The organism is Parasedimentitalea psychrophila, assembly GCF_030285785.1.
GTDB classification, from domain to species: Bacteria; Pseudomonadota; Alphaproteobacteria; order Rhodobacterales; family Rhodobacteraceae; genus Parasedimentitalea; species Parasedimentitalea psychrophila.
This window is the reverse complement of sequence record NZ_CP127247.1, coordinates 1,619,972-1,641,677: the sequence shown is the minus strand read 5'-3', so window position 1 is coordinate 1,641,677 and position 21,706 is coordinate 1,619,972. Positions and strand designations below refer to the sequence as shown.

23 protein-coding genes are annotated in these 21,706 nt (G+C 55.2%); 12 read left to right on the top strand and 11 right to left on the bottom strand.

The genetic code is table 11. The features are described 5' to 3' along the window. The first annotated feature begins 342 nt into the window (after positions 1–342). Entirely contained in the window at positions 343–2,961 is a 2,619-nt protein-coding gene (gene mutS, locus QPJ95_RS07915) for a DNA mismatch repair protein MutS (RefSeq protein ID WP_270917515.1), read from the top strand. A 94-nt stretch (positions 2,962–3,055) separates the two neighbouring features. On the opposite strand, the gene QPJ95_RS07910 is transcribed toward mutS, so the two are convergent. Continuing rightward, the gene (locus QPJ95_RS07910) at positions 3,056–3,619 is read right to left on the bottom strand and encodes a nucleotide exchange factor GrpE (protein WP_270917270.1); all 564 of its coding nucleotides are present in this window, start codon (positions 3,617–3,619) and stop codon (positions 3,056–3,058) included. 9 nt (positions 3,620–3,628) lie between these two features. Further along, positions 3,629–4,693 (bottom strand): heat-inducible transcriptional repressor HrcA, encoded by a 1,065-nt coding sequence (gene hrcA, locus QPJ95_RS07905; protein WP_270917269.1) that lies wholly within the window; start codon positions 4,691–4,693, stop codon positions 3,629–3,631. A gap of 143 nt (positions 4,694–4,836) precedes the next feature. On the opposite strand from hrcA, the gene rph reads away from it, so the two are divergent. Genes rph through QPJ95_RS07885 form a run of 4 tightly spaced genes read left to right on the top strand, consistent with a single transcriptional unit; the run spans position 4,837 to position 7,668 of the window. Beyond that, positions 4,837–5,550: a ribonuclease PH gene (gene rph / locus QPJ95_RS07900; RefSeq protein WP_270917268.1), complete on the top strand. Its 714-nt coding sequence runs from the start codon at positions 4,837–4,839 to the stop codon at positions 5,548–5,550. Next, a complete protein-coding gene (gene rdgB, locus QPJ95_RS07895; RefSeq protein ID WP_270917267.1) occupies positions 5,547–6,161 on the top strand; it encodes an RdgB/HAM1 family non-canonical purine NTP pyrophosphatase in 615 nt (204 codons plus the stop codon). Before rph ends, rdgB begins: the two co-directional genes overlap by 4 nt. Beyond that, entirely contained in the window at positions 6,154–7,308 is a 1,155-nt protein-coding gene (gene hemW / locus QPJ95_RS07890) for a radical SAM family heme chaperone HemW (RefSeq protein WP_270917514.1), read from the top strand. The genes rdgB and hemW overlap by 8 nt, the downstream gene beginning before the upstream one ends. Before the next feature lie 6 nt (positions 7,309–7,314). Beyond that, positions 7,315–7,668, top strand: a complete 354-nt coding sequence (locus QPJ95_RS07885) for a YbaN family protein (protein WP_270917266.1) — start codon at positions 7,315–7,317, stop codon at positions 7,666–7,668. Here QPJ95_RS07885 and QPJ95_RS07880 read toward each other — a convergent pair. From QPJ95_RS07880 to QPJ95_RS07850, 7 genes are all read right to left on the bottom strand, one after another. Next, positions 7,658–8,551, bottom strand: a complete 894-nt coding sequence (locus tag QPJ95_RS07880; protein WP_270917265.1) for a ParB/RepB/Spo0J family partition protein — start codon at positions 8,549–8,551, stop codon at positions 7,658–7,660. The genes QPJ95_RS07885 and QPJ95_RS07880 overlap by 11 nt on opposite strands. A gap of 17 nt (positions 8,552–8,568) precedes the next feature. Next, a complete protein-coding gene (locus QPJ95_RS07875) occupies positions 8,569–9,378 on the bottom strand; it encodes a ParA family protein (protein ID WP_270917264.1) in 810 nt (269 codons plus the stop codon). Next, positions 9,371–9,988, bottom strand: coding sequence for a 16S rRNA (guanine(527)-N(7))-methyltransferase RsmG (gene rsmG, locus QPJ95_RS07870; RefSeq protein WP_270917263.1), 618 nt, complete (start codon positions 9,986–9,988; stop codon positions 9,371–9,373). Before rsmG ends, QPJ95_RS07875 begins: the two co-directional genes overlap by 8 nt. Next, a complete protein-coding gene (gene mnmG / locus QPJ95_RS07865; protein WP_270917262.1) occupies positions 9,985–11,859 on the bottom strand; it encodes a tRNA uridine-5-carboxymethylaminomethyl(34) synthesis enzyme MnmG in 1,875 nt (624 codons plus the stop codon). The genes rsmG and mnmG overlap by 4 nt, the downstream gene beginning before the upstream one ends. Positions 11,860–11,871: 12 nt before the next feature. Beyond that, on the bottom strand, positions 11,872–13,158 hold the full coding sequence (mnmE, locus tag QPJ95_RS07860; protein ID WP_270917261.1) for a tRNA uridine-5-carboxymethylaminomethyl(34) synthesis GTPase MnmE: 1,287 nt from the start codon (positions 13,156–13,158) through the stop codon (positions 11,872–11,874). A 28-nt stretch (positions 13,159–13,186) separates the two neighbouring features. After that, positions 13,187–14,458: a transcription termination factor Rho gene (gene rho / locus QPJ95_RS07855; RefSeq protein ID WP_270917260.1), complete on the bottom strand. Its 1,272-nt coding sequence runs from the start codon at positions 14,456–14,458 to the stop codon at positions 13,187–13,189. 127 nt (positions 14,459–14,585) lie between these two features. Continuing rightward, on the bottom strand, positions 14,586–15,041 hold the full coding sequence (locus tag QPJ95_RS07850) for a CopD family protein (RefSeq protein ID WP_270917259.1): 456 nt from the start codon (positions 15,039–15,041) through the stop codon (positions 14,586–14,588). 408 nt (positions 15,042–15,449) lie between these two features. On the opposite strand from QPJ95_RS07850, the gene QPJ95_RS07845 reads away from it, so the two are divergent. Genes QPJ95_RS07845 through dnaQ form a run of 4 tightly spaced genes read left to right on the top strand, consistent with a single transcriptional unit; the run spans position 15,450 to position 18,184 of the window. Then, the gene (locus tag QPJ95_RS07845) at positions 15,450–16,049 is read left to right on the top strand and encodes a Maf family protein (protein ID WP_270917258.1); all 600 of its coding nucleotides are present in this window, start codon (positions 15,450–15,452) and stop codon (positions 16,047–16,049) included. Further along, a complete protein-coding gene (locus QPJ95_RS07840) occupies positions 16,046–16,879 on the top strand; it encodes a shikimate dehydrogenase (RefSeq protein WP_270917257.1) in 834 nt (277 codons plus the stop codon). The genes QPJ95_RS07845 and QPJ95_RS07840 overlap by 4 nt, the downstream gene beginning before the upstream one ends. Further along, positions 16,876–17,469 (top strand): dephospho-CoA kinase, encoded by a 594-nt coding sequence (coaE, locus tag QPJ95_RS07835; RefSeq protein WP_270917256.1) that lies wholly within the window; start codon positions 16,876–16,878, stop codon positions 17,467–17,469. The genes QPJ95_RS07840 and coaE overlap by 4 nt, the downstream gene beginning before the upstream one ends. Beyond that, entirely contained in the window at positions 17,462–18,184 is a 723-nt protein-coding gene (dnaQ, locus tag QPJ95_RS07830) for a DNA polymerase III subunit epsilon (protein ID WP_270917255.1), read from the top strand. Before coaE ends, dnaQ begins: the two co-directional genes overlap by 8 nt. A 62-nt stretch (positions 18,185–18,246) precedes the next feature. On the opposite strand, the gene secB is transcribed toward dnaQ, so the two are convergent. Further along, positions 18,247–18,738, bottom strand: a complete 492-nt coding sequence (gene secB, locus QPJ95_RS07825) for a protein-export chaperone SecB (protein WP_270917254.1) — start codon at positions 18,736–18,738, stop codon at positions 18,247–18,249. Between the two features lie 68 nt (positions 18,739–18,806). Beyond that, a complete protein-coding gene (locus QPJ95_RS07820) occupies positions 18,807–19,304 on the bottom strand; it encodes an FxsA family protein (protein WP_270917253.1) in 498 nt (165 codons plus the stop codon). A gap of 109 nt (positions 19,305–19,413) precedes the next feature. Here QPJ95_RS07820 and QPJ95_RS07815 point away from each other — a divergent pair, with 109 nt between their 5' ends. The 3 genes from QPJ95_RS07815 to QPJ95_RS07805 are packed head-to-tail and all read left to right on the top strand — an operon-like array spanning position 19,414 to position 21,706. After that, the gene (locus QPJ95_RS07815) at positions 19,414–20,070 is read left to right on the top strand and encodes a Tim44/TimA family putative adaptor protein (protein ID WP_270917252.1); all 657 of its coding nucleotides are present in this window, start codon (positions 19,414–19,416) and stop codon (positions 20,068–20,070) included. Then, a complete protein-coding gene (gene mltA / locus QPJ95_RS07810; protein WP_270917251.1) occupies positions 20,067–21,119 on the top strand; it encodes a murein transglycosylase A in 1,053 nt (350 codons plus the stop codon). The genes QPJ95_RS07815 and mltA overlap by 4 nt, the downstream gene beginning before the upstream one ends. Then, positions 21,119–21,706 (top strand): Smr/MutS family protein, encoded by a 588-nt coding sequence (locus tag QPJ95_RS07805; protein WP_270917250.1) that lies wholly within the window; start codon positions 21,119–21,121, stop codon positions 21,704–21,706. The genes mltA and QPJ95_RS07805 overlap by 1 nt, the downstream gene beginning before the upstream one ends.

Genomic DNA, 21,706 nt, shown 5'->3' with positions numbered 1-21,706 from the left:
CGCCCAAGGTGGTTCTGTACGACATGAAATTACTGACGTCATTCATCGCAACTCTACGATAAACCACTGATGTTAATCAATACAATGCCAATCTCACCCAGAATTGAAAGGTTATCCATTGAGCTGAAGCCCCCCTTTTGAAGGTCACATCATTTCATCAATCATCTGCAAAACATGCACAGATCAATCTATCCAAACCTGAGCTGGCAGCACCCTTGGCCAGTATTTAGATTGCCCATCAGCTTGTTTCTGCTTTTCCCCGTTCCAACGGCTTTGTAAAGTCAGACATACTGCACCCCAACCGACCAGACCGGAGAACTCCCCTTGGCCACAGTCACGCCGATGATGGCACAATACCTTGACATCAAGGCGCAATACCCTGACGCGCTGCTGTTCTACCGGATGGGCGATTTTTACGAGATGTTCTTTGACGATGCCGTGAACGCGGCCGAGGCACTGGATATCTCGCTCACCAAACGCGGCAAGCACAACGGTGATGACATTCCGATGTGTGGGGTGCCGTTTCACGCCGCCGAGGGCTATTTGCTGACGCTGATCCGCAAGGGCTTTCGGGTGGCGGTGGGCGAGCAATTGGAAACCCCTGCCGAGGCCAAGAAACGCGGCGGCAAGACGGTGGTAAATCGCGATGTGGTGCGTCTGGTGACCCCCGGCACCCTGACCGAAGATTCCCTGCTGGAGGCGCGGCGCCATAATTTCCTGGTGTCTTATGTCGAAATGCGCGACCAGGCTGCACTGGCCTGGGCAGATATTTCCACCGGTGCGTTTCACGTGATGCCGGTAACGCGGCTGCGTCTGTCCCCCGAACTGGCCCGGCTGGGCCCGTCCGAGTTGATCGTCGCCGACGGCCCGGCCTATGATCACATCCGACCGCTGGCGGATGAATACAAAATCCCACTGACACCGCTGGGCAAGGCCAGCTTTGACAGCACCGCCGCCGAAAAGCGTATCTGTGCCCTGTTTAAGGTCAGCGCGCTGGACGGGTTCGGAACATTTTCCCGCGCCGAGGTCTCAGCAATGGGCGCGATGATCGACTATCTGGACATCACCCAAAAGGGCAAGCTGCCGCTGCTGCAAGTGCCCGAGCAGGAGTCTGAGGACCGGGTGATGCAGATCGACGCCGCCACCCGGCGCAATCTGGAACTGACCCGGTCGCTGTCCGGTGGCCGCTCTGGCTCTTTGTTATCGGTGGTTGACCGCACCGTCACCCCGGGCGGTGGCCGCTTGCTGGAACAACGCCTGTCCAGCCCATCGCGCAATCTTGAGGTGATCCATGGCCGCTTGGCCGCGCTGGATTTTACCGTCACCCAGGGGCAGCTATCAGAACAGCTGCGCGATGCCCTGCGGCACAGCCCTGACTTGGATCGCGCACTGTCGAGACTGGCGCTTGATCGTGGCGGGCCGCGCGATCTGACCGCAATTCGCAATGGTCTGACCCAGGCCAAAACCATCGCCTCTCTGTGTCAGGAGCTGGACCTGCCCAGGCTGATCGCCGAGGCCATTGGCAATCTACAGGGTTTTGACGATCTTCTGGCAGTGCTGGATGCATCATTGGTCGCCGAACCACCGCTGCTGACCCGCGACGGTGGGTTTATCGCCACCGGTTACAATGAGGAATTGGATCAGGCGCGCACCCTGCGGGACGAGGGCCGCTCGGTCATCGCCGCGATGCAAAAACAATATGCCGAACACACCGGCATCACCACGTTGAAGATCAAGCACAACAATGTGCTGGGATACTTCATTGAGACCACCGCCACCCATGCCGCCAAAATGCTGTCAGCGCCGCTGTCCGAAAGCTATATCCACCGCCAAACCACCGCCAATCAGGTCCGGTTCACCACGGTTGAACTAAGCGAGATCGAGACCAAGATACTGAACGCCGGCAACCAGGCGCTAGAGATCGAAAAGCGGCTCTATTCCGTGCTTTCTGGCTCCATTTTAGAACTGTCAGCCCGGCTCAGTGGGGCTGCGCGGGGATTGGCTGAACTGGATATATTGACCGGTTTGGCTGACTTGGCCAAGGGCGAGAACTGGAATCGCCCGCAGATCGACTCCAGCCGCGCCTTTGAAATCGCCGGCGGTCGTCACCCGGTGGTGGAACAGGCGCTGCGTCAACAGGGTGGCAATGCCTTTATCGCCAATGACTGCGACCTGAGCGCCACCGACGGCGCCGCCATCTGGCTGCTCACCGGCCCCAATATGGCTGGTAAATCCACCTTTCTGCGGCAGAATGCATTGATTGCTCTGCTGGCCCAAATCGGCAGCTACGTGCCCGCCGACAGCGCCCATATCGGCGTCGTCAGCCAGTTGTTCAGCCGCGTTGGCGCCTCGGATGATCTGGCCCGTGGCCGCTCCACATTTATGGTGGAAATGGTCGAAACCGCCGCCATTCTGAACCAGGCCGATGATCGGGCGCTGGTTATTTTGGATGAAATTGGCCGCGGCACCGCCACCTATGATGGCTTGTCGATCGCCTGGGCCACATTGGAACATCTGCACGAGACCAACAGGTCCCGCGCCTTATTCGCCACCCATTACCATGAGCTGACACAACTGTCTGCCACGCTGAAGGGCGTCGAAAACGCAACCGTCACGGTTAAAGAATGGCAAGGTGACGTCATCTTTCTGCACGAGGTTCGCAAGGGCGCTGCCGATCGCTCCTACGGGGTGCAAGTGGCCAAGCTTGCCGGCCTGCCCGCGACAGTGGTGGCCCGTGCCCGCGATGTACTGGAGATGCTGGAGCAAGCCAGCCGCAACGGATCCGGTTCAAAAATAAAGATCGACGATCTACCTCTTTTTGCCGCCGCCCCGCCAGCACAACCTGCGGTGTCAACAGCGCCATCACCGCTCGAAACATTGCTCAAAAGTGTTCACCCGGACGAGCTGTCTCCACGTGAAGCGCTGGAAATGCTCTACCGTCTGAAAGAGGCCGACTCCTAAAGCAACAGGGCGGACCCTCACGGATCCGCCCTTTCTTCTTGTTCAAAATACCTCCGCCGGAGGCCCGTGCCATTCCTTGGAATGGTACGATTTCTTAGCCAGCCGGCGTCGAAGACACCCCAACCTGGGCCGGGCGCAGCAACCGATCGTGCAACATGAACCCTTCAGCGGCGACCTGAATAATGTCGCCCGCACGGGTCCCTGGTACCGGTGCTTCAAACATCGCTTCATGCATCTGCGGATCAAACCGATCACCAACCTGCGGCGCCACGTTTTGGATACCGTGTTTGCTGAACACGCTCAACAGCGCCCGCATGGTCAATTCTATGCCTTCGATCAGTGCCGCAGAAACGTCTTTCTGCTCCTCTGTCACCGTCTCCAGCGCCCGTTTCATGTTGTCGTAAACCGGCAGCATATCACGGGCCAATTTGGAGCCGCCATATTGCTCGGCATCACGCCGGGCCCTATCGCCACGTTTGCGGGAATTCTCAGCATCCGCCAGCGCCCGCATGAACCGGTCTTTCAACTGATCGCGTTCAGCCCGCAGCTCGTCCAGCTCGATTGCTTCATCATCAATTTCAGCAAACTCTTCCGCCAACTCTTCCGCCTCGGCGGTGTCAATGTCGTCCAGAAATTCTTCGTTTTTCGGCTCTGCCATGTTTCACCTCTAACTCCGGTCAGAAAGCAGCTTTCCAACCAGTTGTGCCGTGTAGTCCACAATCGGCACAATCCGCCCGTAGTTCAGCCGGGTGGGGCCAATCACCCCAACCGCGCCAATGATCTTTCGATCCGAGTTCATATAAGGAGACACCACCAAAGAGGAACCCGAAAGTGAGAAAAGTTTGTTCTCTGAGCCAATAAAAATGCGCACACCGTCGCCGTCTTCGGTCAATTGCAGAAATTCGGCTATATCCCGCTTGCGTTCAAGGTCATCGAACAGGTTCCGAATGCGGTCCAGCCCCTCATCCGGTTCGCCGCTTTCCAAAAGATTCGCCCGGCCGCGCACAATCAGTCGCGCCGTCTCCTCACCTTCGTCCTGCCAGAGCGCCAAACCGCTTTTGATCATCTCCTGCGCCAACAGATCAATTTCCTGACGGCGGCTGGAAATCTCCGTTTGTATCACCCCGCGCAGTTGCGACAGCGTCTTGCCCTCGATCAGCGCATTCAGAAAGTTTGCCGCCTCGCGCATCGAACTGGGGGTCTGTCCCGGTGGTGGCGTGAACACCCGGTTTTCGACCTGACCATCCGAGAAGACCAAAACCACCAGTGCCCGGTCCTGCGCCAGAGACACAAATTCTATGTGGCGGATTTCAGCCTCGTGTTTGGGGGTCAGCACCAGAGAGGCACCCTGTGTCACCCCAGACAGAGCGGCGCCAACCCGGTCCAGCATACCGCCGACATCGGCGGATTTACCGTTCAGCGTGGCGTCAATTTTCTGCCGGTCCTGGATCTTCAGATCCTCAATCTCCAGAAATCCGTCCACAAACAACCGCAGTCCCAACTGCGTCGGCACCCGGCCGGCGCTGACATGCGGACTGTTGAGTAAGCCAAGATGCTCCAGATCCTGCATCACATTGCGGATGGTGGCGGCGCTGACCTTTTCGCTCAGGCTGCGGCTCAGGGTGCGGCTGCCCACCGGACCACCGCGATCCATGTAGTTTTCCACTACCGCCCGGAATACGTCACGTGAGCGGTCATTCATGTCCCTCAGGATATCGCTGGCGTCGTTCATGTCAGTCCTGCATATCATCTGGTCCCAATATAGAACAATCGGGCTAGCCTGCCATTAAAGAGGCTTGCGCCAAAAGGTCAATCAGGCTTGCATCACAAGGCTGCCGAAGGCTATCCCGAAGCCAACCAAAAAAAGGATATCCCATGCGACCCTCCGGACGAGAATTGAACCAAATGCGCGACGTCTCTATCGAGACCAGTTTCACCAAACACGCCGAGGGCTCCTGCCTGATTAAAATGGGCGACACCCATGTGCTGTGTACCGCCTCAATTGAGCCGCGGGTACCGTCGTTCATCAAGGGGTCGGGCCTGGGTTGGGTGACCGCTGAATACGGCATGCTGCCCCGCGCCACCAACACCCGGATGCGCCGTGAGGCTGCGGCCGGCAAGCAAGGTGGTCGCACCGTGGAAATCCAGCGTCTGATTGGTCGCGCCCTGCGGGCCGGCGTTGACCGGGTTGCTTTGGGGGAACGCCAAATCACCGTTGACTGTGACGTTTTGCAGGCCGATGGCGGCACCCGTTGTGCCTCTATTACCGGTGGTTGGGTCGCATTGCGCCTTGCGGTCAACAAGCTGATGAAAGCCGGCGACGTCAAAATGGACCCTTTGGTTGATCCGGTGGCCGCAATCTCCTGTGGCATCTACGCGGGTCAGATCGTGCTGGATCTGGATTATCCGGAAGATTCCGAAGCCGGCGTGGACGGCAACTTTATCATGACCGGATCCGGCAAGCTGATCGAAGTTCAGATGTCTGCCGAAGGCTCTGTGTTCTCACGCGATCAGATGAACCAGATGATGGATCTGGCTGAAAAGGGCACATCCGAGTTGGCTGAAATGCAAAAGGCAGCCTGCGTATGACCCGTATTTTCACCGGCGAAAAACTACTGCTCGCCACTCATAACAAGGGTAAACTGGAGGAAATGACCCATCTCCTCGCCCCTTATGGTGTCACTGTTGTCAGTGCTGGTGAAATGGCACTGCCCGAGCCGGAAGAAACCGAAGACACCTTTGTTGGCAATGCCCGCATCAAGGCCCACGCAGCTGCGCAGGCCACCGGCCTGCCGGCTTTGTCGGATGACTCGGGCATTACCATCGATGCGCTGAACGGCGCACCAGGTGTCTATACCGCCGATTGGGCTGAAACAGAGAATGGCCGGGATTTCATGATGGCCATGACCCGCACCCAGAAAGAACTGGAGGCGGTCAACGCCCCGGGCCCTCGCACAGCGCAGTTTCGCTGTACCCTGGTGCTTGCCTGGCCGGATGGTCACGATGAGGTCTTTGAGGGTGTAATGCCGGGTCAGCTGGTCTGGCCCATTCGCGGCGAAAACGGCTTTGGCTATGATCCCATGTTTCAGCCCGACGGATTGGACGTAACCTGCGCCCAGATGCTGCCGACTGACAAACACAAGATCAGCCACCGTGGACAAGCGGTGGCAAAATTTGTCAAAGCCTGTTTCGATGGATGATTGGCGCAATGGCGGCTTTGGCCTTTATGTGCATTGGCCATTCTGCCAGGCCAAATGCCCCTATTGCGACTTCAACAGCCACGTAACCGCAAATGTTGATCAAAAGAAATGGGTTAAAGCCTATATCAGTGAGCTGAAGCGGCACGCCCAGCTGGTTCCAAACCGGGTTCTTAATGCGATTTTCTTTGGCGGCGGCACCCCGTCCCTCATGCAGCCGGAAACGGTCGCAGCGGTGATCGAAGCGGCCCGCGATATCTGGCCTTTTGCCAATGACATCGAAATCACGCTTGAGGCCAACCCCGGATCGGTCGAGGCGGGCCGCTTTGCCGGCTATCGCGATGGCGGCGTTAATCGTATCTCCATGGGCATTCAGGCACTGAATGATGAAGACCTGCGCCGGCTGGGCCGCATTCACTCCGTGGCAGAGGCCCAAGCCGCATTTGAGACCGCCCGCAACTGCTTTGATCGGGTCAGCTTTGACCTGATATATGCCCGGCAAGGCCAGACGCTGAAAGACTGGCAACAAGAACTGAACCAGGCCCTGTCGATGGCGATTGATCACCTGTCGCTGTACCAGCTAACCATCGAAGACGGCACAGCCTTTGGCGACCGCTATGCCCGTGGCAAGCTGCGCAACCTGCCAACCGATGACGCCGCAGCCGACATGTATCATGCAACGCAAGAGATCTGCACCGATCATGGAATGCCCGCCTACGAAGTGTCTAACCACGCCCGCGCCGGCGCAGAATCGCGCCACAACCTGATCTACTGGCGCTATGGGGACTACGTCGGCATAGGCCCGGGTGCCCATGGGCGCCTGACCCTAAACGGGCACCGCTATGCCACCGAGAGCCTGCGCGCACCCGGCGCCTGGCTACAGGCGGTGGGTGAGGGAACAGGCGATTGTGTCAACGTCACCCTTGCCCCTGACGAATATAGTGCCGAGCACCTGATGATGGGGATGCGTCTTGTTGAGGGAATAGACATGAGCAGATATGCCCAATTGGCTGGCCACCCCCTGCCCCAGGACAAAGTGCAGGACCTGTTGCAGTTGGGTATGGTGGTACAATCCGGGACGATATTACGGGCGACAGATCAAGGTCGCGCCGTGTTGAATGCAGTCTTACGTGAACTATTGGCGGATTAGGTAGCAATGCGATTTATTTATGCCGGACTGGGACTTATCTGTGTGGCTCTGGCCATCGTCGGCGTTGTGTTGCCGCTGCTCCCCACGGTTCCATTTCTATTGCTCGCCACCTTCTTCTTTGCGAATTCGTCCGAGCGGCTGCACAGTTGGATACTGGCTCACTCTCTTTTTGGGCCAATGATCGTCGATTGGAATGAGCACCGCGCCATACGCCCGGGCGCAAAAAAGGCGGCAACCCTGTCGATTGCCGCCGTATTTCTTTTGTCTCTTATCCTAGGCGCTCCGGGCCATATTCTGGCCATTCAATCCGTTGTGCTCAGCGGCGTCCTGATCTTCATCTGGAGCCGTCCTAGCGGCTGAGAACGCCGCATAACTCATCAAGTTGATCCAGGTTTTCATAAGATATGGTAATGGACCCGGTCTCGCCGCCAGTTTTATGATCAATTGACACCGGCATCCGTATGATTGCGGACAGGTCACTTTCCAATGCCCGCGTATCCGCATCCTTCTCGGGCGGCTTTTTCGGCGCTCTTGCCGCACGTGGCGTGTCGCCGACCGCATCCTTCTTGACAAGAATCTCGGTGGCTCGAACCGACAATCCACCCTTGACGATTTTCTTCGCCAACTCCGACGCATTGTCCGAGGTAATCAGTGCTCGTGCATGGCCTGCCGACAATTTTCGTTCCTGAACAAGAAGTTGCACATCATCCGGCAGATGAAGCAAGCGCACCAAATTGGCAATATGGCTGCGGCTCTTACCCAGTGCCTCAGCCATTTTCTCTTGGGTGTGGCCGAATTTTTCCATCAGAAGCTTGTAGCTCTGCGCCTCTTCAAGAGCATTCAGATCCGCGCGCTGAATGTTCTCAATCAGCGCAACTTCCATCACCTCAAGGTCGGAATAATCCCGCACAAGAACCGGAACTTGGTGCAGCTGGGCCGCCTGAGACGCCCGCCAGCGCCGCTCCCCAGCGACAATCTCATACATGCCGCCATCCCGCGGCCGCACGATCAGCGGCTGAAGAACGCCTTTTTCCTTGATCGATGCGGTCAGATCATCCAGGTCAACCTGCACAAAATGTCGCCGTGGCTGCTCAGGGTTGGCCACGATTTTTTCAATAGGTACAAACACTTCGGTGTTCCGCGGCATTTTTTCAGCAGAAGAAACCGGTGCCAGGTTCACATCTGCCATCAGCGCAGATAATCCACGCCCAAGACCACGGGGTTTACCCTTTTTAATCGTCATAGTTCGTTCTCCCCTGGTTATGCTGCAAGTCTTTGATGTCTTCTAATCAACTCAACCGCCAACGAGCGATAAGCCTGGGCCCCCTGTGAGTTCGGATCGTATTGCAACACCGGAAGCGCATAAGATGGCGCCTCACTCACCCTGACATTACGGGGAATCTTGGTTTCAAACACTAGGTCCCCCAGATTATCGCGTGCGTCCTGCTCCACTTGCTGAGACAGGTTGTTGCGCTTGTCGTACATTGTCAGAACAATGCCTTCTATCCGCAATTCAGAATTTGCCGTTTGCCGCACATCCCGGATTGTCATCATCAGTTGTGACACCCCTTCCAGTGCAAAAAATTCACTTTGCAACGGAATCAACACTGAATGCGCCGCAATCATTGCATTCACTGTCAAAAGATTCAGCGACGGCGGGCAGTCAATCAAGACATAGTCCCAGTCGTATTCGTCCATGTCGGTCTGGCGAAGCGCGTCATGCAGTAGAAAGCTACGCCGTTCATTGGCGATCAATTCAATATCGGCCGAGCTTAAATCAACTGTTGCCGGCACAATGCAAAGACCTTCAATCCCGGTTGTGCGGATCACGTCTTTTAACGGCGTCTCCCCAATCAAAAGATCATAAGTTGTCAGGTTTCGATCTGAAATTTCGATACCCAGACCGGTTGAGGCATTGCCCTGGGGATCCAGGTCGACCACAAGAACACGCAGGCCAGATTCCACCAAGGCGGCTGCCAGATTGATGGTGGTGGTGGTCTTCCCCACCCCCCCTTTCTGGTTTGCAATCGCAATTATGCGAGGCCCAGATGGGCGGGACAGATCAGGCACGGGCCACTCCCCTTACTTTCAAAATGACGGCATCGGGTTCAGTCAAACTTTTAATAGGATCCACCTCAAAACGCCAATTCTGACGTGCCTCTTCCAGCTCTTTTCTCCAGGTCACCCCCTTGGGGAATAACGCAATTCCATCCGGATCCAGATGGTGATCCGCAAAACCTAACAAGGTATTAAGATCCGCCAAAGCGCGCGCAGATAGTACATTTGCCGCGAGTCTTTCGACTTGTTCGATTCTTTCACTGAGAACATTGATTTTGATGCCACATTCCCGTGCCGCCGTGCGCAGAAATACAGATTTTCTCTGGTCGCTTTCAATCAGCGTCACGACTACATTTGGGGCTTCCTCGGCCGCCATAATTCCGACGATCAAACCAGGAAATCCACCGCCGCTGCCGATATCAAGCCAATGATCTGGCGCCTCCACACTGCGGTAGACCTGAATTGAATCAATAATGTGGCGAGTCCACAAGTTATTGAGACTGGCGCGTGAGACCAGGTTTATCTTTGGGTTCCATTTGAGAAGCACTTGTTCAAATATTTCAAGTCTCTCCATTGTTTCACGTGAAACATTCAGCTGGGCGAGTAAGTTCTGCTCTCTCATGACTGACGCCCCTGGCGCTTACCATCCCGACGCAATCTCGCAAGCAGTAAAGCCAATGCTGCCGGAGTCATACCGTCAATTCGGGCTGCTTGCGCCAGATCATGTGGCAAGGTCATTCGAAGTTTAGCCTGCAATTCATTGGAAAGTCCCGAAATACTTGAAAAGTCCAGATCAGTTGGAATGACAAAGGCCTCATCTCTCTTCATGGCTGATATTTCTCGATTCTGCCGGTCAATATAGTGGGCATACAGCGCGTCACGTTCAACCTGACGCCGTATGTCATTATTGACAACCTCCAATTCAGGAATAAGTGGCAGGAGGTCCTCAAACACCACGTCCGGAAACGCCAACACATCTTGCCCACTACGGCGATTACCATCCTGGCCAATCCGAATTCCAATCTCGCCAATCTGCCTCGGTGTGTAGGAATTTTGGTTCAAAAGACCTTGAGCTTCCACCAGCTTTTCAGTTTTTGACAGGAAAATTTCCTTCCGTTTCTCGCTGCAGCAGCCAAGCGATATTGCCAAGGGAGTCAGTCTTTGATCTGCATTGTCAGCCCGCAATGAAAGCCGGAATTCTGCCCTGGATGTAAACATCCGGTAAGGTTCGGTTACTCCATTGGTGGTCAAATCATCAATCATAACACCAATGTAGCTATTTGACCGGCCAAAGATCACCGATTCCTCCCCCAAACAAAGGCGGGCAGCGTTGAGACCGGCCACCAAGCCCTGTGCCGCCGCCTCCTCATAGCCGGTGGTGCCGTTGATCTGACCCGCTAGGAACAGCCCTGGAACCGTTCTCAGGGAAAGATCCAGTGACAATGACCTAGGATCAACGTAGTCATATTCAATTGCGTACCCGGGTTGCAGAATTTTGGCGTTTTCCAGCCCTACTATTGAGTGCACATAGTCATTTTGCACATCCTCAGGTAGACTGGTGGAAATTCCATTTGGATAGACCGTATGGCCAGTAGCACTTTCCGGTTCCAAGAATATTTGATGAGATGTTTTTTCCGCGAATCGCACAACCTTATCTTCGATGGAAGGACAATAGCGTGGGCCCACGCCCTCGATATGACCGCCATACATCGCCGATCGTGTCAGGTTTTCCCGGATAATTTGATGGGTATGCTCACTTGTATGGGTGATTCCACAAGACACCTGTGGCGCCAGAGTTTTTTCCGACAAAAATGAGAATAATGTCGGGTCGTCGTCTCCTGGTTGGCTTTGAAGTTCGGCCCAGTTGATTGTTCGCCCGTCCAACCGCGGCGGTGTGCCAGTTTTTAGGCGGCCCAGTGGCAAATCAAAATCATCCAATCGGGTCGCCAGTTTTACAGACGGTTTATCCCCCATTCGACCACCGGGCTTGGCGATATTACCGATGTGAATAACACCCCGCAAAAAGGTTCCGGACGTAAGGATAACCGCACGGCTGGACAGTTCTGCCCCGTCGCTCAGCATCACACCGGTCACATTTTGGCCGACCATCAAAAAATCAATCACTTCCCCTTGGATAATCGTCAGATTTTCTTGAGATTCAGTGATTTTGAGCATTTCGGTGCGATAGATTGCCCGATCAGCCTGGGCCCTGGGTCCCTGAACCGCTGGTCCCTTACGTCGATTGAGCAGTCGAAACTGAATGCCGGCTTTATCCGCAACACGCCCCATAACACCGTCTAAAGCGTCGATTTCCCGGACCAGATGGCCCTTGCCAAGGCCTCCAATGGCCGGATTGCATGACATAACGCCTATGTCTCTTTTGTGCAGGGTAACCAGCGCCGTTTTCACACCCATACGGGAAGCAGCGTGTGCAGCCTCTGTGCCGGCGTGTCCGCCGCCAACAACAATCACGTCATAACCCGAATGTTTCACGTGAAACACTCCCTATTTTCCAATGCAAAAACTCAAGAAAATCTCATCCAGAAGACTTTCGACACCGACACGTCCAACCAACATTTCCAGGGACCGGATTGCGGATCGCATATCTTCAGCAGCAATATCATAAAAACCTGGGCCCTTCTGAAGAATATTTCTGGCCTCGGAAAGGCTCGACAAAGCCGCATTCATTGTCTCGCGGTGGCGCGCACGCGTTGCGATACCCACATCCGCCGAGCGCAATTTGAGAACCTCAGAGATATGGGACACCAATTGATCAATGCCCTGCCCTGTTCGTCCGGAAATTGAATTTGTGGCATCTTGCCGTTCATCGGCCTTTGGCAATAATCGAATATCGCCGGTCTGCATTTTGACATCCAGGGCATCGCCGGATTCCACCAGGAATACCCGCAAATCCGCAGTTTCAGCTCGTTTACGCGCCAGGGCGATTCCCATTCCCTCAACATGATCTTCGGTTTCCCGCAGGCCGGCCGTATCAAGCAGGGTAACGGGCAAGCCAGCAAGGTCCATCCGAACTTCAATCACGTCGCGTGTGGTGCCGGCATATTCAGAAGTAATTGCCGCCTCTCGGCCGGCCAGGGCGTTCAACAGAGTAGATTTTCCGACATTTGGGGCGCCTATAATGGCGACCTCAAACCCGCTTCGAATGCGCTCAGCTATCACCACGCCCTTGGTTTCGTGTTCTAGGTCTTTTTGGACGCCTGACAAAAGCGCTGACACCTCGGCGGTTACGTCAACGGGCACATCTTCATCGGCAAAATCTATGGTCACTTCGATCAGCGAAGCGGCGCGTATCAGATCCCGTCGCCAGCGCTCGGCAAGCTGCCCCAATTCGCCGCGCAAGACAGCTTGAGCTTGCTTTCTCTGGGCCTCGGTTTCGGCATCAATCAGATCCGCCAACCCCTCGACCTGGGCCAGGTCGAGTTTTCCATTTTCCAACGCCCGTCGGGTGAATTCTCCTGGCTCTGCCAACCGTAAACCGTCAATTTTGGACAGCGTATCTAACAGGATAGAAATCACGGCAATACTGCCATGTATTTGAAATTCAACGGTATTTTCACCGGAAAAGCTGTTTGGAGCCAAGAAAGTCAGCACCAAAGCCTGATCCAGTGGCTCATCATTCTCGTCACGCAATAGACGCAAGGTGGTGCCGCGAGGCGGTAGTGTGCCGCCAGACAGCCGCGCGCCGGCCTCATGGGCCAAAGGCCCAGACACGCGGATTATCGCTACTCCTGCCTTGCCCTGAGCCGAGGCCAAAGCAAAGATCGTATCCATGGGTTGGCCTTTCGTGCTGCCGGCCTGATCAGGTGTTCATCGAGTCGAAGAAATCGCTGTTCGACTTGGTTTGCTTCAGCTTGGACAGCAGGAACTCAATCGCATCCGTTGGCCCCATTGGGTTCAGAATCCGACGCAGAACAAAGGTCTTGGTCAAATCGACCTTATTGACCAGCAGTTCTTCTTTGCGGGTGCCGGATTTGAGAATATCGATGGCCGGATAGACACGTTTGTCAGCGATCTTGCGATCCAGAACAATTTCCGAGTTACCGGTGCCTTTGAATTCCTCAAAGATCACCTCATCCATACGGGATCCAGTGTCGATCAAGGCGGTGGCGATGATTGTCAAAGAGCCACCTTCTTCGATATTTCGGGCGGCACCAAAGAATCTCTTGGGCCGTTGCAGCGCGTTGGCATCCACACCACCGGTCAGAACCTTGCCCGAGGATGGCACAACAGTGTTAAAGGCCCTACCAAGTCTTGTGATCGAGTCGAGAAGAATCACTACATCTCGTTTATGTTCAACCAGACGTTTGGCTTTCTCGATGACCATTTCGGCAACGGCAACGTGGCGCGTGGCGGGTTCGTCAAAGGTCGACGATACGACTTCACCTTTAACCGAGCGCTGCATGTCGGTGACTTCTTCTGGCCGCTCGTCAATCAACAGCACAATCAGGTAACACTCGGGGTGATTTTTTTCGATCGAGTGAGCAATGTTTTGCAGGATCATCGTCTTACCGGTCCGTGGCGGTGCCACAACCAATGACCGCTGACCTTTACCAATTGGCGCCACCAAATCAATCACACGCGCAGACCGGTCTTTGCCAGGCGTATCCTCGACCTCCATCTTCAGTCGTTCATCCGGATACAACGGCGTGAGATTGTCAAAAGCAATCTTGTGACGGGCCTTTTCGGGGTCTTCGAAATTGATCAGTGTAACCGTCGTCAGGGCAAAATAACGCTCAGCCTCTTGTGGCGCCTTCATCACCCCATCAATGGTGTCACCGGTGCGCAAAGAGTGCATGCGGATCATTTCGGGCGACACATAGATATCATCCGGGCCCGGCAGATAATTGGCCATCGGCGAGCGCAGGAAGCCAAAACCGTCTTGCAGCAGCTCCAGCACGCCGTCACCAGAAATTTCCCAGCCTTCATCAGCGCGTTCACGCAAAATCTGGAACATCATCTCGCCCTTACGCATGGTCGAGGCGTTTTCGATTTCCAGCTCTTCGGCCATCGCCAGAAGTAATTTCGGGCTTTTTGCCTTTAGGATGGCAAGACTCAGAGTTTCGACGGTCATATTGATGCAGCCCTTATGCACCCAAATCGGGATGCGGTGTCACTGAAGAATGGAAAACACGTTAACCCGGACGGGCCCGCTTTGGGAGATTACATATGCGGTCGTTCTCAGGGAGTCAAATATTGCCTCAGAATTTAAAAACCACCGATACAACGATGATAACCATCAACAGCGTCGGGATCTCATTCAGCAGCCTGTACTGGCGCCCTGTGAGCGTGTTCTGCCCCGCAGCAAGATCGCGATAGCGTGCCTGAAGAAGCTGATGAAAGCCGGTCATTGCAATAACCGATGCGCCTTTTGTCCAAGGCCAGATGTCACTCCAGTCCACCACACCGGGGGTAAACACCATCAGCAGCCCGGCCCCCCAGGTCACAATCATTGCAGGGCGCATGATTAGCCGCAGCAGCTTGTCCTCCATCATCAGGAAGATCGGTATGGAGTGCTGAACCTTCTGGGCCTGCTCCACGTGATACACATACAGCCGTGGAAGATAAAACAGACCAGCCATCCAGCTGAGCACCGCCATGATGTGTAGCGACTTGGCATATGGGTAGAGGCTGAACAGGATATCACTCAGATCCATCGCGGTTTTCCTCGGGCTGGCAGGGTCTTCCTATAAATATAAGATTTATAAGTAAGGATGATGTTTTAGTAGTGCCCCATGAATCCGGTGGATAAGTGAGTCACCCACCGGCTTATCCCCAGTATGGATAAGTTTCCAGTTATTCGGCTTGGTTCTGGGATGAATTCTGGCCGGCCCATAGAAATAAGGCTGCTAGGGTTTTGTTAACCAAGGTTACCATGGGGATAACATGGTGGGTATTTTGGGATGGCTGCGATATCCCAAGGTTCAAAGTTATCCTTATCCTCAAAGGGCGAATCTGCCGGCTTTTTTCCGAGATATTGGAAAAACCCCAAAAGCTTGCTTTGGGGGTGATTTCCATACAAACCATCCCAAAACGATCCGAAACTTTTCCAAAGGGTTTTCCACATGTCTACCCACATGCTTCTTGCCTCGGGATCAGCCATTCGGGCGCAATTGTTGCGTCAGGCGGGGATCGAATTTGAGGTTCAATACCCGGAGGTGGATGAGCAGGAGCTGAAAACTGCCCTGTTGGGTCAGCGGGCATCTCCGCGCGAAATTTCTGACGCCCTGGCCGCGTTGAAGGCCAAAAACGTCAGCTCCAAATCCGCTGGATCGTTGGTTCTAGGCTGTGATCAGGTGTTGGATTTCGAAGGCAGCTTACTGTCAAAGCCAGAAAGCCCGAATCAGGCGCTGGCGCAACTGACGGCCATGCGGGGCAAGTGGCATATGTTGTTGTCCGCCGCAGTGATCTGTCGTGACGGTGAAGTGATCTGGCGACATGTTGGCCAGGTGCGGCTGCAAATGCGGCACAGTTCGGATGCCTATCTACAGGCCTATGTCACCCGCAACTGGGACAGTATACGACAGGCTGTTGGCGGCTACAAACTGGAAGAAGAGGGCGTCCGGTTGTTCTCAGCCATTGACGGCGACTACTTTAACGTCTTGGGATTACCCCTGATGGAAATTATCAACTTTTTGGCACTGCAGGGGATGATCGAACAATGAGTGATGCTATAATTCCGTTGGCTGCGGTGATTGGCTGCCCGGTGGCCCATTCAAAATCACCCCAACTTCAGCGCTATTGGTTGAACGCCTACGGCATCTCTGGCCACTATATTCCGATGCATGTTGAAGCTGCGGATCTCGAAGAGGTGATTCGAGCCATGCCCAAGATGGGTTTTGTCGGTGCAAATGTGACCATCCCTCATAAAGAGAGAGTGATGTCGATTGCCGATCAGGTCACTGATCGGGCAACGCTGATTGGTGCGGCGAATACGCTGATTTTCCGCAAGGACGGCACGATCTTGGCCGACAATACCGATGGCTATGGATTTATCACCAACCTTGTTCAGGCGGCGCCGAACTGGGATCCTGAATCAGGCCCGGCGGTGGTTCTGGGGGCAGGTGGGGCTTGTCGCGCAGTGGTTGCCTCGCTGCTGGAGGCCGGTGTGTCAGAAGTGATCCTGTCAAACCGCACCCGGGCGCGCGCCGATCAGTTGAAACAGGAATTTGGCGCCCGCCTGCGGGTTGTGGAATGGGTGCAGGCTGGAAATGTGATCGAAGAGGCGGCGCTTTTGGTCAATACAACATCCCTGGGCATGACCGGTAAGCCGCGTCTTCGGGTGCCGCTGGACGGTTTGCAATCCAGTGCCGTGGTCACGGATTTGGTCTACACGCCGCTGAAGACCGAATTGCTACAATACGCCGAGGAGATTGGCTGTACTACGGTCGATGGTCTGGGCATGTTGTTGCATCAGGCTGTGCCCGGATTTGAACGCTGGTTTGGTCAGCGTCCCGAAGTGGACAATGCCGCCCGTGCTGCGGCACTGAGATGACTTTCAATCTGGGGTTGACCGGGTCCATTGGGATGGGCAAAAGCACCACCGCTGGGCTGTTTGCCACCGCGGGCTGTGCCGTTTGGGATGCGGATGCCGCCGTGCACAGGCTATATGCCAAGGGTGGAGCGGCTGTCTCTGCGATGCAGGCCTGGTTTCCGGATGCGATCAAACAGGGCCAGGTGGACCGGATGAGGCTGAAAGAGCTGATAGCCAAGGACCCTCAGGTCTTATCAAGGATCGAATCCATCGTGCACCCTTTGGTGGCGCAGGACCGGGATGATTTTCGCAGAGCCGCCAAATCTGATATACTGGTCTTTGATATACCGCTGCTGTTTGAAATCGGCGGCAACCAAGAAATGGATGCTGTGGCCTGTGTGATGATCGACGCAGAAACCCAGCAAAGCCGAGTTCTTGCGCGTGGCACGATGAGTGTTGAGCAATTTCTGCAAATCCGCCATAAGCAGCTGCCAATTGAAGACAAGATCGCCCGCTCTGACTATGTGATTGTCACCGATACGCTGGATCATGCGCGGGCGCAGGTGGCGCGGATCCTTGCCGATGTCCGGGAGAAGATAGCAAATGCGTGAAATCGTTCTGGATACTGAAACCACCGGGTTTGATCCATTTTCCGGCGACCGTATTGTCGAAATCGGCGCGGTCGAATTGTGGAACCATATGCCCACAGGCGAGACATACCATGTCTATATCAACCCCCAGCGATCCATGCCGGCTGGGGCATTTGGGGTACATGGAATTGGCCCTGATCTGTTGGAGCCGCCGCAGCCTCCGGGCCCCGGCGCCGTCACCCTGAAAGACAAGCCTTTGTTTGCCAAGGTGGGTCAGGGCTTCCTGGATTTTGTGCGCGATTCCACGATGGTGATCCACAACGCCAGCTTCGATATGAAGTTCCTGAACGCCGAGCTTCGCCGGATGGGGTTGCCAGAACTTCCGATGGCGCAGGCGCTGGATACTCTGGCCATTGCGCGCAAAAAATTTCCCGGCTCGCCGGCAACGCTGGATGCGCTCTGCCGTCGGTTCAATATCAATAACGCAAACCGGGTTCTGCACGGCGCGCTTCTTGATTCCGAGATTCTGGCCGAGGTCTATCTAGAGCTGATCGGTGGGCGGCAGCCAGATTTTGGTCTGGCAACAAATACCTCCACCACCTCAGCTGGCGCACAGGAAGACTGGCGCCCGGCAGCGCGGCCAGTTCCGTTAAAGAGCCTGCTAACTGAGGAGGAACAGGCGGCCCACGATGTGTTTGTGGGGAAAATGGATGAAGATGCCCTTTGGAAAGCGTGACATCAAAAAACGCCGCTGACGGATCAGCGGCGTTTTGAGGTCGTACCGGATAATACCGGCGCTTACTGGGTTGGCTGCTCAGCGGCTGTTTCGGCCTGACGGCGAGCCAGTTCGTTGCGGTAAATTGCAACGAAATCAATGTTGTCCAGATTCAGTGGCGGGAAACCACCGTCGCGGGTTACATCTGAAACGATGCGACGCAGGAACGGGAACAACATGCGTGGGCACTCGATCAGCAAGAAAGGGTGCAACTGGTCTTCGGGCACACCTTCGATGTTGAAAATACCGACATATTCCAGCTCAAATACAAACAGGACATCGCCGGTTTCTTTGACTTTGGATTGGATGATCAGCTTGGTGATCACCTCATACTGGTTTTCAGCTGTCCGCTTTTTGGCATCCAAATTGACCTGAACACTGACGTCGGGCTGGGCTTCTGTGCCAGTGCCCTTCTGTGCCATTACGTTTTCGAATGACATGTCGCGAATAAACTGGCCCAGAACTTTCATCTGAACTTGTGGCTGTGCGCCTTCGATTGCGCCGTTTTCGGCCATGGAACTACTCCTGAAATATTATTTTTTCTGTGCATATCAGTTTGGCACCTGCACCTCAACGGGTCAGGTCAACCTTGGTCGGGGCCATCCACCCAGCCCGAAGGACCCTGACGAGGTTTCTTGGGCGTTACATCCTGGTAATCGCCGTCGATAATATCGCCCTGCTGACCAGGATTGCGACGCGACTGGGCCGCACCAGCCCCCATTTGGAACTGTGCCATTGTGACGCGCGCGCTCAAAAACCGAAAAACAGCCATCCGTACCGGTGGCATCAGCAGAGAAAAGCCAACGGCATCGGTGAAGAACCCCGGTGTCAGCAACAAAGCGCCGGCCACCAGGATCATCGCCCCATGCGCCAGTGGCTCGGTTGGGTCATCAAGCTGCTGAAACGAGCTCTGCAATTTCCCTAACGCCATACGACCTTGGGATTTTACCAGCCAGGTGCCCAGTACTGCGGTCAAAACAACGATGGCCAGTGTCGGCCACAGGCCGATGATCCCACCGACCTGAATAAACAGGGCAATTTCGATGATTGGCACCAAAAGAAAGGCCAGAAGCAGGTACATGAATGGATTCCTTGTCACATTAGCGGGACGGTGGACTTGATCGCGCCCGTCACCTACATAAGTGCTGAGAGCTTTGGTTACAAAGCCTAGTCATAATTATGAGGTCCAAATGGAGTCTCCCTTGATCCAGCTTTTGGTTTTAGCCGGTATTGCCGTTTTTTTGATCCTGCGCCTGAAAAATGTGCTGGGCACCCGTGAAGGTTTCGAAAAGCCACCGCAGCCCAAGACAAACGGGCGTACGGACAGGTCTGCTTTTGAAGTGATCGAAGGTGGCCCGGATCGGGACATCACCGATCATGTGGACGAAGACAGCAGCCATGCCAAGGCGCTGAGCGCGATGAAACGTGTGGAACCGTCCTTCTCGGTGAGCGAATTCCTGCAGGGTGGACGCGGTGCTTATGAAATGATTCTGATGGGATTTGAACGGGGAGAGTTGGATAGTATTCAACCGTTTATGTCGGAAGAAATCTTTGACAGTTTTGTCGAGGCGGTGGCGCATCGTGAAGACCAGGGTCTGACCATCGAGGCCGAATTCATCGGTGTCAGCGAAACCACTGTGGTGAATGCCACCTTCGACGAATCCCAACAACGGGCCGAGATCACGATGCGCTTCATTGCCGAGTTGACCTCAGTGGTGCGGGATCGGGGCGGCGATATTGTCGAAGGCGATTCCAAAACCGTCAAGCGTCAAAAGGATACTTGGACCTTTGCACGTAACATGGGCACAGATGATCCAAACTGGCTTCTGATCGCCACAGAGGCATGATCACAGCGCTTCGGCGGGCTTTTGGCGCTGCCTGCCTGATAGGGGGGGCGATGACTGCAGCCGGAGCGCAAGCAGACACCAGCTATAGCTTATTGGATTTCTCCCAGCTTGATGGCTGGGAGAGCGATGACCACGCGGCTGCGCTTGCGGTGTTCGGGCAGACCTGCAGGGATTTTGACGATCCGGACTGGCTGTCCATATGTGCGGTGGCACGGCAGCAAGATCCTGAATCTGCACGCGCTTTCTTTGAACTTCTGTTTCGACCGGTATTGATCGAGGACGGAAAGAATGCCCTGTTTACCGGGTATTTTGAGCCGGAGCTTGATGGCTCTCGCCATCGAAGCAGCCGCTACCAATACCCGATCTACAAAATGCCAGCCGAGGCCCGGAGCGCTGGCCAATGGTTGCCGCGTCGCGACATCCTGACCAGCGGAGTGATGGAGGGCAGGGGGCTGGAAATCGCTTGGGTTGATGACTCAGTCGAGCTGTTTTTCCTGCAAATACAAGGCTCTGGACGTGTTCGACTGGACGATGGATCAACAATTCGGGTTGGCTTTGGTGGCTCCAATGGTCACAATTACCGATCCATCGGCCAAGAACTGGTGAGGCGCGGAATTTATTCTTTGCATCAGGTCAGTGCTCAGGTGATCAAGAACTGGGTTCGTCGCAATCCATCTGATGGCCGCGAGTTGCTGCTGCATAATCGCTCCTACGTGTTTTTCCGCGAACTGCGAAACGTGGCCTCATCTGCGGGGCCTTTGGGGGCGATGAACAGGTCAGTAACCACCCTGCGCAGTCTGGCGGTGGATCCAAAATTCACGCCGTTGGGGGCGCCGGTCTGGTTGGAAAAGGATGGCAATGGAAAAATGCGCCGTCTGATGGTTGCGCAGGACACTGGCTCGGCTATCAAGGGCGCGCAGCGGGCGGATGTATTTTACGGCACGGGCGACGAAGCAGGGCAGGCGGCTGGTCGGCTGCGGGATCCTGGTAGAATGGTTGTGCTGCTACCAATCCAACGGGCCTATGCGCTGCTACCGGAAGATATCTGATGACACGGCGGAAATTGACGGCAGACGAGATCGACCTCTGGCAAGAGGTGGTGAAAAAGGCCGAGCGCCTGCATCCCGGCGCGCAGAGCGCGCCACCGGCCTTGCCACTGCCAAAACCAAAGCCGACGAAACATCCACTTCCGCGCATGGATAGTTTTGAGCTTGGCAGCCATGCGCGCCAAAAACCGTTCAAACATGATCTGAAGCCCGCAATTACCGATCGGCTGTTCCGGTCTCCGCTACAGATGGATCAAAAGGCTTTTACCCGCATGAAACGCGGCAAGCTGCGGCCAGAAGGTAAATTGGATCTGCATGGCATGCGGGTCGATTCGGCGCATCCCGCCCTGATCCGTTTTATTCTGTCCGCACAGGCCTCTGGCAAGCGGCTGGTACTGGTGGTGACGGGCAAGGGCAAAGACCGTGATGAGCCCGGCCCCATTCCAACACCTCGCGGGGTGCTGCGGCATCAGGTGCCACAATGGCTGTCTTTGGCGCCACTGGCGCAGGGTGTATTGCAGATCACGCCGGCCCATATCAGTCACGGTGGCTCAGGCGCCTATTATGTCTATCTTCGACGGTCCCGATAA